This is a genomic window from Staphylococcus sp. HMSC068C09, from assembly GCF_001813735.1.
Lineage (GTDB): Bacteria > Bacillota > Bacilli > Staphylococcales > Staphylococcaceae > Staphylococcus > Staphylococcus hominis.
On record NZ_KV813737.1, the window covers coordinates 17371 to 36828 of the forward strand.

Consider the following 19458-nt stretch of genomic DNA (forward strand, 5'->3'; position numbering starts at 1 on the left):
CTTATCTATTTCTTCGTTTTAGTGCTTTAAAGATTTGTTATGCAAAGACATCTTTGTATAGTGAATCTTCATCTGGTAATTCACTTTCGTCCGCAAATTTCACAGCATCTTCTACGGCTTGTTCAGCTGTTTTTTCAATATCGTCTGCTTCTTCTTCAGTTAACCAACCTTCTTCAATCGCTTGTTTTCTGAATTCTACAGTGGCATTTTTATCCGCATTACGATCATTTGGTGATTTAACTTTTTGTTCGTCACCTTCAAAGTGACCATATTTACGATACGTATCACATTCGATTAATGTAGGACCTTCCCCTTTTTTAGCACGTTCTACTGCTTCTTGTGTCGCTTGATAGACTTCTAAAACATTCATGCCATCCACACGTACGCCTGGCATATTATATGCAGAAGCACGTTCAGCAATCGTTTCAGATGCACTTGCATAGTCATGTGTCGTACCTTCAGCGAATTGGTTATTTTCACAGACAAAGATAACTGGTAAGTTTAAAATTGAAGCGAAGTTTAAACCTTCGTGGAATGTGCCTTCATTTGCGGCACCATCACCAAAGAAGCATACGGCAACATTGTCTTTACCTTGATTGATAATTGAAATACTTGCACCAATCGCAAGACCAAAGCCACCGCCTACGATACCATTGGCACCGAGCATCCCTTTGTCAATTTCGGCAACATGCATTGAGCCACCTTTACCATGACCTAAACCATCACGTTTACCCATGATTTCTGCCATCATACCGTTTAAATCGCAACCTTTTGCGATAGCATGTCCATGACCACGGTGTGTACTTGTAATATAATCATCGTCAGTTAGTTGTGACATGACACCTGTGGCAACGGCTTCTTCACCGACATATAAATGTACAAATCCTGGGATTTGACCATCACTAAAAATTTTGTGTACCTTCTCTTCAAAAAATCGAATTTCATTCATTGTTTTATAAATCCAACGTGCTTGTTCTTTTTCCATTTTCATTGTCAATTCCTCCTATCTTTCATAGGGCATAAGTGTAATAACTACATGTGAATTGCAGAACCAAAGTATGCATCCCCACCTTCGCCAATCGCTTCTAATAATGCGGGATGTGGTTGAATTATTTCGGATAATTCATAGATGGTACCTTCTGACGCTTTTACTCCTAGGACTTCGCCAATTAAGTCTGTCGCATGAGGACCTACCATAAAGGCGCCGAGTATTTCCCCATATGTTTGATCAATAACTAATTTTATAATTCCTTCGTTTTCCCCTTTAATGAGCGCCTTCGCATTACCTTGAAACGCTGATTGTGTGACTTTCACATCATATCCCGCTTCTTTTGCTTGTTCTTCTGATAAGCCAATGGATGCCGCTTCAAGTCGTGTATAAATACAACGTGTAATGTTTTCTTGACGAACAAGTGGTGGGTGTTCTCCAGCAAGTGTTTCTGCTACATGAATACCATGTGCACTTGCAGCATGTGCAAGTTGATAACCTTTGACTAAATCACCAATCGCATAGACATGTTTTTGACTTGTTTGATAATGGTCATCCACTTTAAAGAACTTGCCATCCATCTCTAAATTTAAATCTTTAGCCACTTGTGTATTCGGTTGTCTACCTGTCGCGACAAGTAACGTGTCGAAGCTGACGTCATCTTGACCATCGAGTACAATTTTAGTTTTATCTACTGTTTTAATTTTCGCCTTTGTAATAATGTTAATGCCTTGATTTTCTAAATGAGCTTTTAATAACTCACGTGTATCATCAATTTCAGTAAGTAAAATATCATCTGCCACTTCAACAATGGTTACGTTCACGCCAAGATCAGCCATTGATGAAGCGAGTTCTGTTGCGATGACACCACCGCCAATCACTGCTAATTGTTTAGGTAGTTGTTTTAAATCGAAAAATGTATCTGTTGTTTCATAATCGATGTTATCTAATCCATCAATAGGTGGTACAAATGGTTTACTACCTGTCGCTAAAATAATATCTTTACCTTGATACGTTTCATTATTTACTTTTACGTTTAAGTCTTTTGAAATGCTTGCTTCTCCCTCAATATAAGCTACTTTATTTTTCTTTAGTAACTGTTTAACGCCACCCGTAAGTGTTTGTACCACTTTCTTTTTACGTTGTACAAATTTAGGAAAATCGATATTTAATTCTTTCGTCGTCATTCCCCAGTCATTAGCAACTTGAATGCTATGTGCTTTTTCCCCGTGTTCTAATAATGTTTTAGATGGAATGCAACCCACATTTAAACAAGTGCCTCCAGCATTGAATTTTTCAATGACTGCCACCTTTTTACCTAATTGCGCGGCACGAATGGCTGATACATAGCCTCCAGGTCCTGCACCAATCACAATCAAATCATATGATTCACTCATGAATGAACGCCTCCTTCCATAAGAGAACTTTTATTATTTTTAACATAAAGAGATTTTTGTAAGCGCTTTCTAATCTCTTCATTTTCATTTTACACTTTATATTTTGAATTTTCAAATTATTTAGTATTTATTTTTTTTATTTTTTCCATGCAAGTAGACATTAAAAATTTGGTGAAAATTTTAAAATAAAATCTATATAATTCTTATTTGAAATACGTTATACTTTATTCAATATCACTTTTAAAAGGACAGTTAAACTATGATTCAAACTATCATTACTGCTGCGATATTGTATATCGCAACTGCAGTCGACTTACTTGTTATTTTGCTTATTTTTTTCGCGCGAGCACAGACAAAAAAAGAATATAGAAATATTTATATTGGTCAATATGTAGGATCTGTGACATTGATTGTCGTAAGTTTATTCTTTGCCTTTGTCTTAAATTATGTACCTGAAAAATGGATTTTAGGATTACTTGGTCTTATTCCTATCTATTTAGGATTAAAAGTAGCTATTTTTGATGATTGTGAAGGAGAAAAAAGAGCGAAACAAGAACTAGACAAACACGGATTAACTAAACTAATTGGCACGGTTGCGTTAGTGACGATCGCAAGTTGCGGAGCAGATAACATCGGATTATTTGTCCCTTACTTTGTCACATTAAGTGTCTCTGAACTCATTGTGACATTAATCGTCTTTTTAATTTTAATCTATGTCTTAGTGTTTACTGCACAGAAGCTTGCATCTATTCCTGAAATCGGAGAAACTGTAGAGAAGTTCAGTCGTTGGATAATGGCAGTGGTCTATATTGGACTTGGTTTATTTATTATTATCGAAAACCATACCTTGCAGACGATTTGGGGAATGTTATTTTAAATGAAAATTATAAAAGGACTCTAACCTAAGCTAGAGTCCTTTTATTTAAGGTTCTAATTTCATCATCGCACCAAATTGTTGTTGGGCATTTGTAAATGTAATGAACGTAATAAGTTCGACGATTTCTTTATCTGACAAATGAGACTTTAAGATTTCTGTGTACGTTGTAGGTATTTGATCTCCCAGTTTGATATAGACTTCTGTAAATCCAATACATATTGCTGATTTTTCATCTGTTAGACTCCCGGTAGGCTTGCCTTTTGCTTTACAATATTGGCAACCATTTTTCTGCGCTAGCATACGGCGTATCTCTTCTTTGAGTTCTGCGTTTAAAGCATTAGTATTTTCTAGTGTGTCACTCAATGCTGACCACGTCTTCATAATGTCCTCATGATGACCTAATAATTGTTGAAATGGTGTATGACCTATGTGTGAGGGTTCAATAATAGCCATGATATATCACTTCCATTTAAACTAAAGCCGCTTTTATTTTTTGTAGTCCTTTTTTCATCACTTCTCTAGGCACTGCAATATTAATTCTAATGTGACCCTCTGCGTTATGAACAAATTGCTCTGCGCCTTCAATGATGACACCAGCGTTTTTAATAAAGAATTTCGCCATCGATTCATCAATATCTTTTTCTTTAATATAATAGCTTAAATCTACCCAAGCTAAATACGTCGCCTCTGGAATTTTAAATTCTGCATGCGGCAGTTCTTTTTCTAGGAAATCTGCTAAATAGTTAAAGTTATCATCTAAATAATTATTCATTGCTTGTAACCAATCTTCGCCTTTTTCATAAGCAGCTTGCGTGGCAACCACACTTAGAGGATTTTCCGTACCAAAGTGATGGGTGTTCCAAGTTTTTAGAAGTGATTCATTTTGAATAATGATATTTGAAAACATCAAACCTGCAATGTTGAAGGCTTTACTTTGAGACATAGTAGTGATGATTTTGTCGTAATCTGGGACAGCTTTGGCAAATGGCACATGTGATTGATCTGAACGTTTGATATCACAATGGATTTCATCTGAAATGAGCCATACATCATTGTCTTTCATAATTTGACCCAATGTGTCTAACTCTTCTTCTGACCAGACACGTCCCGTTGGATTATGTGGATTCGCAAAAATGCTTAATTTAATATTTTCTGTTTCTACTTTTTTACGTACATCGTCAAAATCAATCTCATAATATCCATGATGATTGATTAGTGGAGAATATACTGTTGAAATATGATTTTTATCACATGCCATTTTAAATGGACCATAACTCGGCGTAAAAATTAGTGCTTTATCATCCTTATCACAAATATAACCTACAAGTTCAATTAATCCAGCCACAATACCATGAGAGAATACAAGATGCTCTTGAGGAAAAGTAAAACCATAACGTTTCTTTGTCCAAGAAACAAAAGCTTCATAATATTCAGAACCGAAGACGTTTGTGTAGCCTAAAATTTTCTTATTTAAACGTTCACGAATCGCATTTAATACGACTTCTGGTGTACTAAAGTCCATATCTGCTACCCACATACGAATCAGTTCATCATTATCTTTTAAATCTGACGTATCTGTATTACCAAAAAGATAACCTTTATAGCCTTCCACATTCATTGAATTTGTATAACGACGATCAATGATTTCATCAAAATTGTAATTCACGATAGTTCCTCCTAAACATGTTCATGTGTTTTATCAATTATCATTCTAATACTTACGTCATATTCTGTATATCAACTTTACTTTTCATTCAACGCAACAGATATTCTTTTTAAAAGAAAAACTCCTCACTTTTACAGCAGTGAAGAGTTTAAAATTTAATACGTTTGACATAAATACATTATGCTAGACCATCAATCACGTATGTCACACCTAGGATTGCGAATGTAAATGCAATTAATGTTGAAACAAAAATCATACCCATCATTGGGTTAAATAATAAGATAATCCCTAAAATAATGCCTAGAATATTTATAATAATTGATAAACCGCGTAATTGATGTTGTTGTGATATGGTAAACAGACCGATAACCGAACTGAAAATAAACCAAAACGCAAACATAAATACAAAGAATACTGAACTTGCTCCAACATTAAATACAACAAGAATGCCAAAGATTAAATCGATAATACCATTAATTAAAATTAATTTTGTATTTACACCTACGAGTTTTTTTGCCGTACGACGGAATAAAAGTTGAATGACACCGCCTATCATAATGAGTAAGCCAATCAGCCAAGTAAGTGTATAAAAGTTTTGCACTGGATTACTAAATATAACCACAGCAATAATTAGTAATAACGTACCAATGATTAAACTTGACCAATTTAATTTTCCATTATCTTGGGCCATTATTATCTCTCCTTTTTATATTTAAAGATTACTACAAGTATAATTTATCTATTATTGGAATACAAAAAACCTCACTAATCGATTGATTAGTGAGGCCACTTTTACGAATTCATAGAATTGGTAAATTGTATATTAATATGTACCACTATTTAACGTTTTTAAACAATTTTTGTAACATTATTTTCAATCACATTAATTTATAATTTTAATATAAAAAATATACCTAGCATGTGTTATTCCTCCTTAAAAATGGGTAATTATGAATTACGTAAACAATTTAGGAGGTATACAATGAGTAAAGCATTAGTAGTTGTTACAAGTGTTTCAAAATATCCTGATATGAATCGTCCAACTGGATTATGGTTAGGTGAAGTCGTTCACTTTGCAGATGTATTGTACAAAAATGGTTATGATATCGACTATATTAGTCCAGAAGGTGGCTATACAGCTATTGATCCTGCAAGTCTACAAGAAGATATGATGTCTGAGTTAGATTGGAAATATTATCAAGATAAAGACTTCATGACACGTCTTGGTAGTACACTTACACCAGATGCTGTACGTGCTGAAGATTATGATATTATCTATTACGCAGGTGGTCACGGAACAATTTGGGACTTCAAAGATAATAAAGATTTACAAGAATTAACACGTAAAATTTATGAAAATAACGATGCAGTTTCTTCAGTATGTCATGGTGCTATCGGACTATTAAATGTTACAGATAGTGAAGGTAATTCTATTATTAATGGTAAAACTGTAACTGGTTTCTCTAATACTGAAGAAGAAGCAGTTGGCTTAGCAGATAAAGTACCTTATTTAACAGAAGATGAACTTAAAAATCGTGGTGCAAATTACGAAAAAGGTGACAACTGGAGCCAATTCGCTGTTATTGATGGTCACATTATCACAGGTCAAAATCCACAATCTGGTAAAGCTGTAGCTGAAAAATTCTTTGAATTAAAAAACAATAAATAAGACACCCCGCAGTGTTAATAAAAAAGTTGGACCTTTCAATCTTTAGAAAGATCCAGCTTTTTTACATACTCTACTTCATAATCATTTCAATGACAGCTCTAATATTTTTATCAATATATTTATCAACATGTTGAGCAAGGTAATAGTGACGTTTCACATTTAAAGTTGTTATCATTAATTTTTCATAATCCTCGGGATGAATTGCTGATTTTGAAATAATCGCAAACCCATTTCCAGCCTCTACCATTTGTTTGATAATCTTAATATTATTAATTTCTATCAAATATGGATTTAATTTTAACTCAGAAAGACCTACTTCCTGATAAAACCTTGTTCCAGACCCTTTTTCTCTAACGAAACATATATCCATTCTAGGTTGAACCGATTTTTTGTAAATATACACCATTTCGTCTTCTATTATTTTCTTACATTTTATTACATTGTCTTGAATTTCCTTTTCTACAATACCTATATCTACTCTGTTGTGTTTAATATCATTTATAACAGAATCTGAATTATTAACACGTAAATGAATATGTAACTTAGGGTATTGTTGCATAAGACTGGTAAGCTGTTCTGATAATAAATATTCACCATATGTATAACTGCTTCCAATTGTTAAAGTGCCTGAGATGATCTCAGATTCCGATGTTAAGTTTTGCCATAATTCTTGTTCAATACTTTCCCGCTGCAATGCGTATTGTAATAGCTTTTCGCCATCTCTAGTTAGTTTTAAATATGGAGATTTAAATTCAAATATTTTAACATTATATTTTAATTCTAAACGTTTAATATCACGACTCACAGAAGGCTGCGAAGTATATAAATTTTCTGCTGCTCTAGTAAAACTTTCTGTTTTGATTACTTCAATTAATACCTTATACGGATCCATGCATCATTCTCCTTTAAGTCTAATATAACATTTTTGATATATATACTATACTTATTATTTATTTAACGTTATAACAATAACGTGCTAAGATTTCATATCGAGGTGAAAGTACTATGAAATCAATCACGCAGCCTTCATTTATGAAAGGTATTATGTTTACATTTATGATCGCAATGATCAGTTATATATTAGCTAAATTTCCTATTTTACATACGATTGGGGCATTAGCTATTGCTATTATTTTTGCGATGCTATATCGCCAAGTGATGGGATATCCAGAACACATTCGTCCAGGTATTACGTTCGCATCGAAACGTTTATTAAAATTTGCGATTATCTTATATGGGTTAAAATTAAATATGGGAGATATTCTAGTTAAAGGCTGGAAATTACTACTTATTGATATTATCGTAATTATCTTTTCAATAAGTTTAACTTTAATTTTGAATCAAATTATTAAAGGAAATCAAGATATCTCTATACTACTTGGTATTGGTACAGGAGTATGTGGAGCTGCAGCTATTGCAGCTACTGCACCAATCTTAAAATCTAAAGAAAAAGACATTGCAATAAGTGTAGGTATTATTGCACTAGTTGGAACTATATTTGCACTTATTTATACAGCTATCGAGGCTATTTTTAACATACCTACTATAACTTATGGCGCTTGGACAGGTATCAGTCTACATGAAATCGCTCATGTCGTCTTAGCAGCAGATATTGGCGGGCCAGAGGCAATGACATTTGCTTTACTTGGAAAATTAGGCCGTGTGTTTTTACTTATTCCATTAAGCATTGGCTTAATTTTGTATATGCGTTATAAGTCACACTCAAGCCAAGTACAACAAAAAATCGATATTCCTTACTTTCTCATTGGATTTATCATAATGGCTTGTATCAATACATTTGTTCCTATTCCTTCATTACTTATGAATATTATAAATGTTATTACAACGGTATGTATGTTAATGGCGATGGTTGCTCTAGGATTGAATATCGTTTTAAAAGAAGTTATTTCAAAAGCACTTAAACCTTTCATAGTGATATGTATAACTTCAATTTGTCTATCTGGAATAACTTTTACAATTATTAAAGTATTTTATTAGTAAATTAAACCTATTAAAATCATACCCATAAAGTTTCGTAGATTTTAATAGGTTTTTCTGATCTTTATATATTATTAATGATTATAAAGAATCAATATCTTTTTTCGAAGAACTTTGGAACAAATTTGTAACTCCTGTTTTTTCTAATGCTTTTACAATATAATAACCAAACATACCAGATAAAATTGTGCCACTAATAATTCTTATCGTATAAAGTAATATAACGTTCCAAGTAGGCAAATCTCCTAAATAATTAAATACCCAATCTACTGGTATAGTAAATATTCCTGCAGTAGCTCCAGCTATCATCGCCACTATTAATTTATAAGATTTATATTTAAAAATTAAAAATATCAATTCACATGCTAATCCCTGAGCAAAACTATGTAATAAAATCGACATATTTAATTCCCCAGATAATATTGTTTCTCCTGCCCCAGCTGCTAACTCTGCTAACAAGGCTACTCCTGGTTTTCTAATAATTAAGAACGCAACAATTGCGGCAACGAACCATAATCCATACGCAATTTGATCTAAATGTAATCCTATTGGTTTTAAACCAGCAACCATTAATCCAACTACTTTATAAAATAAGCCAAATATAAAGCTAATCAATACTGTTGCTAGAATATCCGCTAATTTTAATTTTTTCATAATATTTAGACTCCTATCTGAATTTTTAAGTGAAAACACATAAAAAAACACAAACATATCCCTTCTAGATAGTTTGCGCATTTAAAAGTATATATATGTATGTAAAAACCTATTATATACTTCCCTACGCTAGTACTAACTAGTTCAGGTTCAAAGGGTTTGGATAACTCCATCTCAGTTTATAAACACCCCTAGTACTTATATCTACTATAAAATAAATATAAAATTTTTTTATTTTTTTGTCAAAGAACAATTTTGCTATTTTATTTATTTTAAAATATAATACAGATATTAGATTGAATATATATCACTATGGGTGCTACTTGCTGAGAGAAGCTAATATGTCGCTTCAACCATTGAACCTGTTATGGTTAAAACCAACGTAGGAAAGTGATTTAGTAATTGTTGTCATTACTACTACACAGAGAGCACTTTTTGTTGCTCTCTTTTTTTATGAAAGGAGATTAATATATGGACATTAATCAAATTAAAGAAAGTGTTTTAGATTTTATTGAACGTGGTAATTCAGATGATTTTCCAGAAATGGCTTTAAAAATTTACAAATTTCAATTTAATGAAAACGAAGATTATAAAAAATTCAGTATCTCTAAAGGTAAAACACCACAAAATGTTTCAAATTGGAAAGAAATACCTGCTGTTCCAATCAATGCATTTAAATATGCTACGTTTAGCGCTATACCACTTAAGGATACTAAATATACATATATGACCAGTGGAACAACGAGTGGTATTAAAGGAAAAAACTATCATATGGATTTAGAGGTTTATGACTTAGCATTAACTACTTTTTTTAAAAAGATGTTCATACCGGATATTGAGAAAATAAAAATAGGCGTTTTGTTCCCCACTCCTCAAGCTATGCCTAACTCTTCATTGGCTCATTATCTTGAAGTGGCTAGAACTAACTTTGGAACGAAAGATAGTCAAAATTATATCGATGAACATGGTATTCAATATGAATCATTAATAAAAGATTTGAAAAACTCAGAGGATAATCAAAAACCATTTGCTCTTTTAGGGGCAACTTATAGTATGGTACATTTATTAGAATATCTTGATGACCATAACATTAAATTTCATTTACCCAAAGGTAGTCGCATATTAGATACAGGAGGTTACAAAAATCGTTCCAAAGAATTACCTCAACATGATTTTTACGAACGATTAACAACTACTTTTGGTATTCCTAAAGAAAATTGTGTCAACATGTATGGTGTTACAGAATTAAGTACCCAATTTTACGATAAAGGTAATACCATTTCTCCTTCAACTAAATATAGTCCTCATTGGTGTCGAAGTAGAATTGTAAATCCTTTAACAATGGAAGAAGTATCTGAAGGAGAGAAAGGTATTCTTATTCACTATGATTTAGCTAACTACAATTCAGTTGCAGCAATTTTAATGGAAGATATAGGAGAATATAAAGAAAAAGGTTTCGTTTTACATGGTAGAACTAAAGGATCATTAGCTAAAGGATGCTCATTAGCGATGGAAGATTTTCTAAATGCTACACAATAAGGAGATTTAATATGGAATTTAAATTAGGACATATTCCTTTTATTGAAGAAAAGCAACTAAATTATAAAAGATTAGAGTTTGCAGACATAACCGGTTTAGTTCCTATTTTAAGCGAACAACAATTAGAAACTGTTGCTCTACAAATAAAAAAGAATAAAAAAAAATTATCCGAATATTCTACTGATTATATTATTAATGTTATTGATCAAGCTATTCATATTCTACTCGATCGTAATAGTCCTTGGCGTTCTCAAGTTGAAGAAGTGATTCCTCAAATCACTGGATATAGCTATGAAACAATTAAAGTAGGATTCACGAAATATTTATCTAGATTTAGAAAACATGAGCTTTCTCGTTTTTTAACAGAAGATTTTACTAATCCCAATATTTTAAATCAATTTGTCCCCAATTCTAAAGGCGGTTACTCAAAAGCTATTAGTTCAGATATTGTTACGCATTTATGGTCTGGAAATGTCCCTGGTCTACCATTATGGAGTTTAATTAGTAGTTTATTAGTAAAATCTGGAAATATTTGCAAATTACCTAAATCAGAACCATTTATAGGAAGTTGGTTCGCTCAGATAATTAATGAAATTGATCCAACAATTGGAGCTTGTATTGCTGTGCTATATTGGCAAGGAGGCGTTACTGATATAGAACGTGTAGCGATTAAACATTCAGATATTATCATTGGTTATGGTGACAACAATACTCTAAATGAAGTTTCTAAACGTATCCCTGTTACTAAAAGATTTTTATCTTATAATGAGAAAATTAGTTTAGCTATTATTAGTAAAGAAGCTTTAAAACCTAATAAAGTTAAAAGCCTAGCTCAAGATATCGCACTTGAAATTATTCGTTATGATCAACAAGGTTGTTATTCTCCTCAAATGATATTTATAGAAAGTTCACTTAAGATAACACCTAAAATGTTTGCTCAAATGATCAAGAGTGCACTACAGCAGTTAGAACTTCAATACCCTCTTCATACATTATCAATTGATGAAAGTATGGAACGTCTTAATCGATTGAAAGATGAAGAAATGAAATCATTATTTAATAATAATCGAGAGGTATATACTAATAAAGATTCTTCTTGGGTTTTAATTTATCAAGAAGAATTACAATTTACCCCAAGTCCTTTAAATAGATTTATTCGTATCATGCCTTTTGATGATATTCATAATCTTGTACATATATTTAGTCCATTCAAAAATTATTTACAAACAGTTGGTATAGCTGCTTCTGTCGAAACTACCTTTAAATGGTGTGAAAAATTGGCTAATATAGGTGCTAACCGCTTTTCAAGTATAAATTCTATGACATTACCAGAAGCAGCTTGGCATCACGATGGTGGTTTTAATTTAAAAGATTTAGTTTTTTACGTTGATATAGAACAAAGTTTATTGCAGAAAAGTGAGCGATACACTACTTACGAAATATAATTAATTAAGGATGATTATATAATGACGACATTTAAAGAACACGTAATATTAATTACAGGATCCAGTAGGGGCATAGGACGTTCTATTGCTCTGGCGTTCGCTAAAGAAAAATCTACGGTTATAATTAATTATTTAGCAAATGAAAAAGCTGCGCTTAAAACTGTGGAAGATTGTAAAAGTTTAGGAGGACATGCTGAAGCGATTAAGGCAGATATTAAAAACGAAGTTGAAGTAAAAAAAATGATTGATAATATAATTAAAAATTACGGAAAGTTAACTTGTTTAGTTAATAATGCATTTGCTTCTTTCGAATTTAATTCTGAAAATCGTAAGATAATTGAAGAAATAACGTGGAATGATTATCTTTCCCAATTTGAAGGAGCTCTAAAATATACTCACAATACAGTAAAATATTGTCTGCCTCATTTAAAAAAACAATCCAATAGTTCTATCATAAATATTACAAGTAATTTAACTAAACGACCTATAATTCCATATCATCAATATAATATTGCTAAGTCCACTTTAGAAAGTTATACTAAAAATCTCGCCAGGGAACTTGGACAATATAACATTCGCGTTAATTGTATTGCTCCAGGGTTAGTTTATCCTACTAAAGGAACCATAAATACAAAAGAATCTTTAAAAGAAGAAATCATACATCAAACACCTCTAGGAAGAATAGCTACACCTAATGATATTGCAGGCTCTGTTCTCTTTTTTTCATCACAATGGAGTGACTTCATAACTGGACAAACCTTATATGTTGATGGTGGTTTTACTATTTAAATGAATTAGAACCCAGCATATTACATATAACATGCTGGGTTTATCAGATTATTCTTCAATATTTGTTAAGTCTTCTAAGATTAATTCTGATGCGATTAAGCCTCTATATTTTGCCCAACGTTCACGGTTTACATCGTGTACACGATCATTTCTAACTGCTTCAATATTTGACCACGCTTCTGATTCTTTTAATTTTTCATAATCTGCTTTGTTATCTTCATCTACCATAATCAATATACGTTCTGGATTGAAGCTTGCAAATCGGTCTGTATCTACTTTTAAGTAATCTGCACCCATATATTCAGGTAGGTGGTTCTCCATATCTTCAGGAATAGAACCATTAAAACCAACTTTTTGCAAGAATTGTCCAACATATGAATGTGATGCATGAACATATAAGCCATCATGTGTTGGTACAGCAGCAATAGTTGATACGTCTTTATCAAGTTTAATATCTTTGCTTAAGTCTTCAACTTTTTCATTGTGTTGAACAACAAGTTCACGGCCTTTATCTTCTTTAGATACGAGTTCTGCAATTTGTTTAAATGTTTCAATACTTTGATCGTAGTTAGCATCAAAACTTTCTAATAATACTGTCGGTGCTGCCGTATTTAATTTTTCAAATATTGATTCATGTCTTGTTTTATCTGCTAAGATTAATTGTGGTTCTGCTTTTTTAATTAATTCTGTATCAGGCTCCAAACGTGAACCAACAGATGTATAGTTACCTACTAAGTGTTTAATAGAATTTTCTAAGTTATTTTTATCTTTGTCATCAGCAATACCTGTGACATTCAATTCTAATTTAGCTAATGCTTCTACAAAAGAATATTCTAACGCAACGACTGATTCTAATTCATCTGGTATTTCTACTTTAACACCATTCGATTCAAATTCTTTACCCATAATATAAATCCCTCCAAATGAGATGACGTTTCATTTTTCGTACAATATAGTTATTTACGTTTTAGAGAAATTTAAACATTTCATTCTTTTATAAAAAAAACGATTAGCCACATGGACTAACCGTTTTATTATTACCTATAGCATGTTTAATCTTAATAAATCGATCACGCCTGTTGAAGCGCCTGGGAAAGCAAAAATCAATTGACTTAATTCTTTGGCTGTTAAACGTTGATTAATGATAAATACAAGTAAGTTTACTAAATCATTGGCAGCATCTGCATAGATTTCAGCACCTACTAAGTGTTTATGTTCATCTAGTACAATATACATTTCAGCTTCTGTTTCATTCTTATATTCGAATACCATTTGTTTACCGAATGGCACATGTTTTACTGTATATTGATCATTTTCTTTTGCGTCTTCTACAGTTACACCAATTTGTGATAAACGTGGAAGCGAATAAAGTACCGAAGGAATAGCTGGATATTTAATTTCATCTTGTACCATACCTAAAATATGTGCAGCAATATAATTTGACTCGAATGTTGCTGTTGGCGTTAATTTAGGAATCGTTTTATCTAAAACGTCACCGCTTGCGTAAATATTTTTAACATTTGTTCTTAAGTACTCATCTACTTCAATACCTTTTTTACTATAATTGATACCGACATTTTCTAATCCAATACCTTCAACATTTGGAACTCTTCCTGTTGCATCAAGTACATATTCTGTATTGATTGATAATCCAGATTCAGTTGTTAGTGTAAACGCGTCTCCTTCTTTTTTAACTGCAACTGTATTTTCATTTAGATAGAATTTAACGCCTTCATCTTCTAATTTTTCAACTAATTTATCTACATGATTACGGTTAAATCCTGGTAAAATCTCATCTGTATGATGAACCACATGAACGTCAGCGCCAGTTTTAATCATGATAGATGCAAATTCGATACTGATAATTCCGCCACCAATGAATGTGATACTTTTTGGTGTGTCTTCCATCGATAAGAAGTCACGGCTATCATGTGTATATTCTTTACCTTCGATAGGTAATTTATTGCTATGTTGACCTGTCGCAACGACGATATTTTCAGTTTCAATAGCTTCACCATTTACTTCAACTGTATGTTCATTTTTAATTACACCTGTACCATCATATACATCAATACCTTGTTGTTCAAATAATGATTTTAACTGACCAGCCATTGGATCAATCACTTTATGTTTATAATCCATTAAGTTTGACCAATTTACTTTAAGATTTTGTGATTCAACAATACCAGGATAGTGTGTTGCTTCTTCTAACACTTCAAATGGATTTTCAAGTAAGATTTTAGCATTACAGCCCCAGTTTGTGCATGTTCCCGCAATACGCTCTTTTTCGATAATTGCTACTTCTTTACCTGCATGTTTTAATGTTAAAGCTGCGTGCCAAGCTGCATGTCCACTACCAATAAATGTAACGTCGTATGTTTTCATTTAACTCATCCTCTCCTTTATTTTTTATTGAGTTGTTTCAAACCATGTTCTAATTGTTCTAATACGTCTTTTGCTTGGTTATATTTCGTTTTATCAAAATTTGAAGGTAAACATTCGGCTACCGCTTCAAAAACTGCTTCTTGTTGTTGATGTGCTTTTTCAGTAAGTGTCACCATCAGTTGACGTTTATCAGTTTCAGAACGTTCTCTTATGACCCATCCTGATTGTTCTAATCTTTTTAAAAGTGGTGTCAACGTATTACTTGATAAATCAAGTTGTCTACCAATCTCATGTAATGTTCGATTATCTTCTTCCCATAAAGCCAGTAAAACTAAATATTGAGAATACGTTAATCCAAATGGCCTTAATTGTTGTTCATAAAATTGTGCAAATAAGCGGCTCACATTATATGCCGAAAAACATAATTGATTCGCTAATGTCATTTCATCCTTTTTCAACACAGCACCTCTTTTCTATCGTTCGCGATTGATTTTAGTATAAACAATCTCGCGCGATTAATCAAATGATAAATATCCAAATATTTCTAAAATATTGAAGGTGAGAGATAGAATTTATTTTAAATTTGTTGTTTCACTCCCTAATACTTTTGCTATTTTAATTAGAAAAGACTCACTTTCCTTTAATAAAAAGAAAAGTGAGTCTATGATTTACTTATGTTTAATCTACAAATATTTTTTTTAATCTTTTTTTCGTAGTTTCCCGTATTCTTCCGGTATTAATTCAGATGCTTCACTATTAAGCAGACTTTTAATTTTTTAAAAATAAGACTACCCGCCTACTAAAAAAGATAATATATACTCTTTTTATTTCACTTTCAATCCTCTATATCGATTTAAGGTACCGATAAATTCTTGTTTACGAGGTAAGGCAAGATGTCCTGGATGTCCATTAAAATGAGAGAGCGCTTCTAACCCTTCATGCTCAATTAAATGATACATCTCATTTGTGGCTTGAATTATGGAATTCTGATTATTGATCCCATGACGTCTAAAGTAATCTAACATCACCGTAATAGCGTTTGTCTGACTATCATCCACAAGTTGTTCTAATCCTGTTAGGTTAATAGGATCATGACCATACATAATAGAATGTAATCCTTTTGCTTTAAAACGTTTTTCTTTTCCTTTTTTAGAGAAAGAATCCGTTAATGGGATGCGGTGAGATAGCACTCCGAATGACTGATCACCATCAATTTCTCGCTTATAGCCGTCAGTATTCGCAATTTCTTTTGCTTCTTCTGTTACATCTTTTAAATGATATTCATCCATCATTAACACTTGGTCAGCAACATCAAAATAATCTCCTGAACCACCCACAATAAGAATAGTAGAAACATTATAATCTTCATATAATGATTTTACTTTATTAGAAAATGGAGTAATTGGCTCTTTTTCAGGAGCAATCAGTTGTTGCATACGACCATCACGAATCATAAAATTGGTAGCTGATGTATCTTCATCGACTAATAATAATGAACTTTCTGCTTCTAAAGCTTCGATTACATTTGTGGCTTGAGATGTACTACCACTTGCGTTTTCTGTAGAAAAGTGTGTCGTATCTTTCTTTCCTGGCAGATTATCAATAAATGGACTAATATCGACATTTTCAACGTTTCGACCATCCTCAGCACGTATTTTCATCGCATCATGTTGAGTCACCACAAATTCTCGGCCATCATGTTGAATGTGATCATATACACTACGCTCAAGCGCTTCTAATAGTGTCGATTTACCATGGTAACCTCCACCGACAATAAGTGTAATCCCTTGTGGAATAGCCATCCCCGTGACTGCCCGGCCACTTGGAAGATTGAATGTATGTTCAAATTTCTTAGGACTTGTGAATTGAATGGCACTTTTCATTGGAGCGTCTGACACACCACTTTTTCTTGGTAAAATTGAACCATTTGCCACAAATGCGACTAAATGTTCTGTTTCAAGTTGTTGTCTAATATAAGTCTGGTCTAGTTTTAATGCAACTTGTTCGTTCAATGCTTGTTGATTTAAATTTTCGTATCGTATCGCTTTTTCTACCATTTGAGGAATGCCATGTATTATCGTATGTGATGCTACTTTTCCTAGAATCTTACGTCCGGCTGCTGGTAGCCCAACTTCAATACGTATTTCAATATCTTTATCATTAATCACTACAGATGTACGTTCGAGTATTTCTTGTCCTGGATGATCGATAAAGATCTTCCCATTTTTACCCGAACCTTTCACTGTACGATTGAAATGTTTTAACTGGGTATCCACTGTTCGAGTTAAAAAGTCTGAAGTCGCTATACGTTTATCTTTAGTGTCTAATAATTCATTAGGAATTTCAGTCTCATGTTTCCCAATAATGACACGCATTTTTGAAGGTGGCGCAAAAGGATCGACTTGGACATGATCGATAGCTAGACGGAATTGATCAAATTGATATATCCCTTTCATTCGTTTATAAGCGCCATATTTTTGTCCGTCTAAAGATTTAAGTAATCGTTCTAAATCTTTTGACTGTTTCATCTTAATTCCTCCGTTCATAGCATTGCTTTTTTATGTTTACCCTTTTTTTAAAAAATAAAAAATCACTACTCCAAATCATTGAAGTAGCGATATACATACGTTATTCAGATTTAACACCTGTACGTAATCGTAATTCATGTTCAATTTCAGCTAAACTGCGACCCCGTGTTTCTGGAAGATACTTAATCACAAAGAACATCGCTAGTACGCCAATAGCAGCAAAAATTAAGAATACCCATTCTGTATCTAAATTATGATTTAAAATTGGGAATAATTGTGCAACGATTAACGTACCAAAGTTTAATACTAATGCCGCAATACCGGTTGCTGCTCCTCTTGCACGCGTTGGGAATAATTCAGGTAACATTATCCATAAAACTGGGCCCCATGAAATTCCAAAGAACACGATAAATAATGATAAACAAATAATAATGACCCAGGCTGATGATTGAATACCGATTGACCAAATAAGCATCGCCATAATAACCAGTGAAGCAATCATTCCGATGTTTCCTATAACGAGGAGTTTTTTACGATCGACACGGTCAACAATAAATAATGCCAAAATCGTTACTAATACGTTTACCACACCAATACCAACTGTACCGATAATTGAAGCAGAGCCACCTAGACCTGCTTTTGTAAAAATCGTTGGGGCATAGAAAATAACTGCGTTGATTCCGATAAATTGTTGAAAAATCGCAAAGATACACCCAATAATAAGCGTCGGACGTAACCAAGGTGATTTGATTACTGAGAATGTTGATTCTGATTGAGAAGCTATTTCTTTCATTTCTTTAATTTCAGCATCAATTGCATCTGGATTATATGTGATTTTCATTACGTCACGCGCTGCTTTTTCACTTCTATTTTCAAGAAGCCAACGTGGACTTTCAGGCATAAATGCTACACCAATTAATAAAATTAATGAAGGAACCACAGCTAAACCTAACATCCAGCGCCAAGCACCCATATCTGCAAAGGCATAGTTCACTAAGTATGCAGCTAAAATACCAATTGTAATCATTAATTGGTTAAGTGAACCTAAAGATCCACGTAGTTCTGTAGGGGCCATTTCAGTAAGATATACAGGTACTGTTGACATTGAACCACCTACGGCAAGTCCAACAATGGCACGACCAATAATAAGCATGACAATATTTGTTGAAAATGCTAAAACAAGTGATCCAACAATAAATACCAATGCGATAAATAGTACTAAGCGACGACGACCAATTCTATCTGATAAAGGTCCACTGCCACCTGCACCTACAATCGCTCCGAAAAGCATTGATGACACAACTAACCCTTCTATCGCCCCATTATGTAAAGGGATGTCCTTAGGAATATAAAGTAATGCGCCGGAAATAATACCGTTATCATAACCGTAAAGCAAACCTCCTAAAGCACCCAAAATAAAAATCAAATATTTATTTACTTTCATATACTATCCTTCCTTTTTCAAACTAGTAAATATTATACGTACTAATTGAAAGCGTTTCAATATTTTTTTAATTTAATTT

18 protein-coding genes and 2 riboswitches are annotated in these 19458 nt (G+C 32.7%); of the genes, 6 read left to right on the forward strand and 12 right to left on the reverse strand.

Annotation, left to right across the window (positions count from 1 at the left end):
• Nucleotides 1-37 precede the first annotated feature (37 nt).
• Together HMPREF2930_RS01535 and lpdA are read right to left on the reverse strand one after the other, a co-directional pair.
• Nucleotides 38-991 carry a thiamine pyrophosphate-dependent dehydrogenase E1 component subunit alpha gene (locus HMPREF2930_RS01535; RefSeq protein WP_017174766.1) on the reverse strand — a complete coding sequence of 318 codons (954 nt, stop codon included), beginning with the start codon at nt 989-991 and terminating at the stop codon, nt 38-40.
• A 41-nt stretch (nt 992-1032) separates the two neighbouring features.
• The gene (gene lpdA, locus HMPREF2930_RS01540; RefSeq protein WP_017174765.1) at nt 1033-2385 is read right to left on the reverse strand and encodes a dihydrolipoyl dehydrogenase; all 1353 of its coding nucleotides are present in this window, start codon (nt 2383-2385) and stop codon (nt 1033-1035) included.
• 259 nt (nt 2386-2644) lie between these two features.
• Between lpdA and HMPREF2930_RS01545 the strand changes: the two genes are divergently transcribed.
• Nucleotides 2645-3262 (forward strand): CadD family cadmium resistance transporter, encoded by a 618-nt coding sequence (locus HMPREF2930_RS01545; RefSeq protein ID WP_002449206.1) that lies wholly within the window; start codon nt 2645-2647, stop codon nt 3260-3262.
• Between the two features lie 45 nt (nt 3263-3307).
• On the opposite strand, the gene HMPREF2930_RS01550 is transcribed toward HMPREF2930_RS01545, so the two are convergent.
• From HMPREF2930_RS01550 to HMPREF2930_RS01560, 3 genes are all read right to left on the reverse strand, one after another.
• Nucleotides 3308-3715, reverse strand: coding sequence for a carboxymuconolactone decarboxylase family protein (locus HMPREF2930_RS01550; RefSeq protein WP_017174764.1), 408 nt, complete (start codon nt 3713-3715; stop codon nt 3308-3310).
• A 16-nt stretch (nt 3716-3731) separates the two neighbouring features.
• Nucleotides 3732-4928 (reverse strand): 3M3SH-releasing C-S lyase, encoded by a 1197-nt coding sequence (locus tag HMPREF2930_RS01555; RefSeq protein WP_017174763.1) that lies wholly within the window; start codon nt 4926-4928, stop codon nt 3732-3734.
• Nucleotides 4929-5106: 178 nt separating this feature from the next.
• Nucleotides 5107-5619 (reverse strand): DUF308 domain-containing protein, encoded by a 513-nt coding sequence (locus HMPREF2930_RS01560; RefSeq protein ID WP_017174762.1) that lies wholly within the window; start codon nt 5617-5619, stop codon nt 5107-5109.
• A gap of 291 nt (nt 5620-5910) precedes the next feature.
• Here HMPREF2930_RS01560 and HMPREF2930_RS01565 point away from each other — a divergent pair, with 291 nt between their 5' ends.
• Nucleotides 5911-6597, forward strand: a complete 687-nt coding sequence (locus HMPREF2930_RS01565) for a type 1 glutamine amidotransferase domain-containing protein (protein ID WP_017174761.1) — start codon at nt 5911-5913, stop codon at nt 6595-6597.
• A gap of 70 nt (nt 6598-6667) precedes the next feature.
• Here HMPREF2930_RS01565 and HMPREF2930_RS01570 read toward each other — a convergent pair whose 3' ends face one another.
• Nucleotides 6668-7489 (reverse strand): LysR family transcriptional regulator, encoded by an 822-nt coding sequence (locus HMPREF2930_RS01570; RefSeq protein WP_002454638.1) that lies wholly within the window; start codon nt 7487-7489, stop codon nt 6668-6670.
• A 113-nt stretch (nt 7490-7602) separates the two neighbouring features.
• Between HMPREF2930_RS01570 and HMPREF2930_RS01575 the strand changes: the two genes are divergently transcribed.
• Complete coding sequence (locus tag HMPREF2930_RS01575; protein WP_017174760.1) at nt 7603-8595, forward strand: YeiH family protein; 993 nt, start codon at nt 7603-7605, stop codon at nt 8593-8595.
• An 81-nt stretch (nt 8596-8676) separates the two neighbouring features.
• Here the strand turns inward: HMPREF2930_RS01575 and HMPREF2930_RS01580 are convergent, their stop codons facing one another.
• Nucleotides 8677-9249 (reverse strand): ECF transporter S component, encoded by a 573-nt coding sequence (locus tag HMPREF2930_RS01580; protein ID WP_017174759.1) that lies wholly within the window; start codon nt 9247-9249, stop codon nt 8677-8679.
• A 104-nt stretch (nt 9250-9353) separates the two neighbouring features.
• Nucleotides 9354-9452: riboswitch (TPP riboswitch) on the reverse strand.
• Between the two features lie 99 nt (nt 9453-9551).
• A riboswitch (TPP riboswitch) is annotated at nt 9552-9655 on the forward strand.
• A 65-nt stretch (nt 9656-9720) separates the two neighbouring features.
• Between HMPREF2930_RS01580 and HMPREF2930_RS01585 the strand changes: the two genes are divergently transcribed.
• From HMPREF2930_RS01585 to HMPREF2930_RS01595, 3 genes are read left to right on the forward strand one after another with little or no spacing between them, the layout of a single operon-like run.
• On the forward strand, nt 9721-10788 hold the full coding sequence (locus tag HMPREF2930_RS01585; RefSeq protein ID WP_017174758.1) for a LuxE/PaaK family acyltransferase: 1068 nt from the start codon (nt 9721-9723) through the stop codon (nt 10786-10788).
• Nucleotides 10789-10799: 11 nt separating this feature from the next.
• Entirely contained in the window at nt 10800-12233 is a 1434-nt protein-coding gene (locus HMPREF2930_RS01590) for an acyl-CoA reductase (RefSeq protein ID WP_017174757.1), read from the forward strand.
• A gap of 21 nt (nt 12234-12254) precedes the next feature.
• Nucleotides 12255-13022 (forward strand): SDR family oxidoreductase, encoded by a 768-nt coding sequence (locus HMPREF2930_RS01595; RefSeq protein WP_017174756.1) that lies wholly within the window; start codon nt 12255-12257, stop codon nt 13020-13022.
• Between the two features lie 48 nt (nt 13023-13070).
• Here HMPREF2930_RS01595 and HMPREF2930_RS01600 read toward each other — a convergent pair whose 3' ends face one another.
• From HMPREF2930_RS01600 to HMPREF2930_RS01620, 5 genes are all read right to left on the reverse strand, one after another.
• A complete protein-coding gene (locus HMPREF2930_RS01600; RefSeq protein ID WP_017174755.1) occupies nt 13071-13928 on the reverse strand; it encodes an ABC transporter substrate-binding protein in 858 nt (285 codons plus the stop codon).
• Nucleotides 13929-14063: 135 nt separating this feature from the next.
• Nucleotides 14064-15407, reverse strand: coding sequence for a dihydrolipoyl dehydrogenase family protein (locus HMPREF2930_RS01605; RefSeq protein ID WP_017174754.1), 1344 nt, complete (start codon nt 15405-15407; stop codon nt 14064-14066).
• 17 nt (nt 15408-15424) lie between these two features.
• Nucleotides 15425-15865, reverse strand: coding sequence for a MarR family winged helix-turn-helix transcriptional regulator (locus HMPREF2930_RS01610; RefSeq protein ID WP_002454634.1), 441 nt, complete (start codon nt 15863-15865; stop codon nt 15425-15427).
• Between the two features lie 366 nt (nt 15866-16231).
• A complete protein-coding gene (locus tag HMPREF2930_RS01615; protein ID WP_017174753.1) occupies nt 16232-17935 on the reverse strand; it encodes an ABC-ATPase domain-containing protein in 1704 nt (567 codons plus the stop codon).
• 100 nt (nt 17936-18035) lie between these two features.
• Nucleotides 18036-19379 carry a glucose transporter GlcP gene (locus HMPREF2930_RS01620; RefSeq protein WP_070597207.1) on the reverse strand — a complete coding sequence of 448 codons (1344 nt, stop codon included), beginning with the start codon at nt 19377-19379 and terminating at the stop codon, nt 18036-18038.
• Between the last annotated feature and the right edge of the window lie 79 nt (nt 19380-19458).

What these genes read in the sequence shown, in the direction of transcription:
- HMPREF2930_RS01570 (WP_002454638.1), bottom strand. Translation starts at nt 7,489, where the DNA reads ATGGATCCGTATAAGGTATTAATTGAAGTAATCAAAACAGAAAGTTTT.
- HMPREF2930_RS01590 (WP_017174757.1), top strand. Translation starts at nt 10,800, where the DNA reads ATGGAATTTAAATTAGGACATATTCCTTTTATTGAAGAAAAGCAACTA.
- HMPREF2930_RS01620 (WP_070597207.1), bottom strand. Translation starts at nt 19,379, where the DNA reads ATGAAAGTAAATAAATATTTGATTTTTATTTTGGGTGCTTTAGGAGGT.
- HMPREF2930_RS01585 (WP_017174758.1), top strand. Translation starts at nt 9,721, where the DNA reads ATGGACATTAATCAAATTAAAGAAAGTGTTTTAGATTTTATTGAACGT.
- lpdA (WP_017174765.1), bottom strand. Translation starts at nt 2,385, where the DNA reads ATGAGTGAATCATATGATTTGATTGTGATTGGTGCAGGACCTGGAGGC.
- HMPREF2930_RS01575 (WP_017174760.1), top strand. Translation starts at nt 7,603, where the DNA reads ATGAAATCAATCACGCAGCCTTCATTTATGAAAGGTATTATGTTTACA.
- HMPREF2930_RS01600 (WP_017174755.1), bottom strand. Translation starts at nt 13,928, where the DNA reads ATGGGTAAAGAATTTGAATCGAATGGTGTTAAAGTAGAAATACCAGAT.
- HMPREF2930_RS01605 (WP_017174754.1), bottom strand. Translation starts at nt 15,407, where the DNA reads ATGAAAACATACGACGTTACATTTATTGGTAGTGGACATGCAGCTTGG.
- HMPREF2930_RS01545 (WP_002449206.1), top strand. Translation starts at nt 2,645, where the DNA reads ATGATTCAAACTATCATTACTGCTGCGATATTGTATATCGCAACTGCA.
- HMPREF2930_RS01560 (WP_017174762.1), bottom strand. Translation starts at nt 5,619, where the DNA reads ATGGCCCAAGATAATGGAAAATTAAATTGGTCAAGTTTAATCATTGGT.
- HMPREF2930_RS01565 (WP_017174761.1), top strand. Translation starts at nt 5,911, where the DNA reads ATGAGTAAAGCATTAGTAGTTGTTACAAGTGTTTCAAAATATCCTGAT.
- HMPREF2930_RS01615 (WP_017174753.1), bottom strand. Translation starts at nt 17,935, where the DNA reads ATGAAACAGTCAAAAGATTTAGAACGATTACTTAAATCTTTAGACGGA.
- HMPREF2930_RS01595 (WP_017174756.1), top strand. Translation starts at nt 12,255, where the DNA reads ATGACGACATTTAAAGAACACGTAATATTAATTACAGGATCCAGTAGG.
- HMPREF2930_RS01550 (WP_017174764.1), bottom strand. Translation starts at nt 3,715, where the DNA reads ATGGCTATTATTGAACCCTCACACATAGGTCATACACCATTTCAACAA.
- HMPREF2930_RS01535 (WP_017174766.1), bottom strand. Translation starts at nt 991, where the DNA reads ATGAAAATGGAAAAAGAACAAGCACGTTGGATTTATAAAACAATGAAT.
- HMPREF2930_RS01580 (WP_017174759.1), bottom strand. Translation starts at nt 9,249, where the DNA reads ATGAAAAAATTAAAATTAGCGGATATTCTAGCAACAGTATTGATTAGC.